This window comes from Paenibacillus algorifonticola, from assembly GCF_050481745.1.
In the GTDB taxonomy this organism is placed as follows: domain Bacteria; phylum Bacillota; class Bacilli; order Paenibacillales; family Paenibacillaceae; genus Pristimantibacillus; species Pristimantibacillus algorifonticola_A.
In genome coordinates, this window is the sequence record NZ_JBCNGR010000106.1 from 1 (window position 1) to 2,218 (window position 2,218).

A 2,218-nucleotide genomic window follows, 5' to 3' on the forward strand; every position below is an offset into this window, starting at 1 on the left:
GAGAGGTGCTTTGGGCAAACGAGCAGTTTGCCAAGGCGATGGGTTATGCAGCTCATGAATTGCCGGGGAAAAATCATCGGCAGTTTTGCATTCCCGAGTTTGCAAATAGCGCTGAATACAAGCAGTTCTGGGAAAATTTGCGTAAAGGCACAGCCTTTCAAGAGAAAATTGTTCGGTTAGCAAAGGACGGTGCGAGTATATGGCTTGAAGCGACCTATATGCCCGTTTGCAATGAAGAGGGCGTTCCATTTGCCATCGTAAAGGTTGCAACAGATATTTCTGCTCGCGAGAAAGCCATAGTCAGAATGACCGACGAGTTGCAGCAGATGGCAGCGGATTTGCTGGAGCGGACCCAAAGGGGAATCAATCGCAGCGAGCAAGTCGCCTCGGTAATCGAGCATGTCGTTAGCGATAATGCCATTCAAATCGATTTTCTGCAAACGTTGGAGCAGCAAACGCAAGCCGTGCGAGGGATTGTCCAGACGATTCGGGATTTTGCGTCACAGACGAATTTGCTTGCCTTGAATGCAGCGATTGAAGCTGCGCACGCAGGGGAGCATGGCCGCGGGTTTAATATTGTAGCGATGGAAGTCAAAAAGCTTGCCCAGCATGTTCAAGAGGCTGCTAGCGAAATTCAAAATTCGCTGGAAGGAATTTCAAAGCAGGTCGACAAGGTTAGCGGCAGCTCAAAAAGCTCCAGAGGAGCGATTATAGGCAGCAAGCATGAAATCGAGCAGGCTGTTGGGGACTTTACAGGGATTAGTGAGGCGGCAGGCAAGCTGGAAGAGCAGGCTAAAATACTCAATCAAATGGTGTAATGGGAAGGCAGCTAAACGAGGAAAACTTTCTGCTGATTGAAGGTAGGTTTGAGGGCACAAGCTGACTCCGATTCCACATCGAAGGCAGCTTGCTTAGGCTGGTTTATTGCGTGAAACGAATGAAGCGGTATCAATCGGTATTTTTTATTTAAAAAGCTGGATAGGCAATCGAGTCAAGCTTTGTCCGGCAGCACTGGAGACAAGGTTGTCTTCCAATATAAAAGTTGTATCGGGCTCAATTTTGGAAAATGTTTTTAAAAAGGTAGTAAGAACGAGAGTGGCTTCCAGCCTCGCTAGAGGTGCTCCAAGACAAAAGTGGGCGCCATAGCCAAATGCGAGCTGCTTATTGTTATTTTCCCGGTGAATGTTCAAAGTAAAAGGATCTTCAAACATGCTTTCATCCATATTCGCTGCGCTCATCCAAGCCACGATGGTATCCCCTTTTTTGAGTGGAACCCCTAGCACATCGTTATCCTCCTTCACAGTCCGGTCCATTTTGCTAATGTGAAACCGAAACCGGAGCAGCTCTTCAACCGCGTCTGGAACGAGCTCTGGATTATTTCTGAGTTCCTGATACAGCTCGGGCTGGTCGTATAAAAAAGCATAAAAGGAATTAGCCAGCAAATTGCTCGTTGTTTCGATCCCCGCCCCAAGTATAAACATCGTCGTGCGTACAATCTCATCATCTGTAAAATGCCCGCCATCTACTTCTACTCGAATTAAGTCGGATATAATATCGTCTTCTAAATGGGATCTTTTCGCTACAACAACCGGATAAAGGTATCGATAATATTCGTCGCCGGCCTTTTTTTTCAATTCATTAATTTCGTCGAAGTTTTCATGAGTTGCCGGCAAAAACAGCTTGTCTACCCATGCTTTGAATAAGAGGCGGTCCTTGGAAGGGACGCCAAGCAGGTCGGACATCACGACAACTGGCAATACGCTTGTGTAGGCTTCAACGATATCCACCTGTGATTTATCGGCAAATTGGGCCACTAATTCATCGACAGCAGCCTGAATGCGCGGTTCCCATAACCGCAGGCTTCTTGGTGTGAAAGCAGCGGAGAGCAGGGATCTCCGTTTGCGATGCTCTGGCGGATCAACATTGTGAATATCAAGCTGATCGGGAAACGTTTTGACCATTTCTTTATCTTTGTCGTTATTGCTCTGATAACCGACCTGGACGATGCTGCGTGTTCTAACGCTGGAAAAGTTTTTGAAATCACTAAGCACCGTCTTCACGTAATCGTACTTGAACACATGGTAGGCATTTGATCCTTCATTAAAAATGACCGGGTCTTGATTCAACATGCGGCGATACCAACTATAAGGGCTGAACTCTTCTTCTTTAGACTGAAAGCTCGTAATATCAGCTAAAGAAATGACATGGTTATTCATTG

Annotated in this window: 2 protein-coding genes; one reads left to right on the forward strand and one right to left on the reverse strand. The window is 46.4% G+C overall.

Annotation, left to right across the window (positions count from 1 at the left end):
• Window positions 1-818: methyl-accepting chemotaxis protein (locus ABEW34_RS31920; protein ID WP_430165915.1), on the forward strand; the 818-nt coding region annotated here is incomplete at its 5' end.
• A 144-nt stretch (window positions 819-962) separates the two neighbouring features.
• Here ABEW34_RS31920 and ABEW34_RS31925 read toward each other — a convergent pair.
• Complete coding sequence (locus ABEW34_RS31925; protein ID WP_430165918.1) at window positions 963-2,216, reverse strand: cytochrome P450; 1,254 nt, start codon at window positions 2,214-2,216, stop codon at window positions 963-965.
• Window positions 2,217-2,218: the final 2 nt, after the last annotated feature.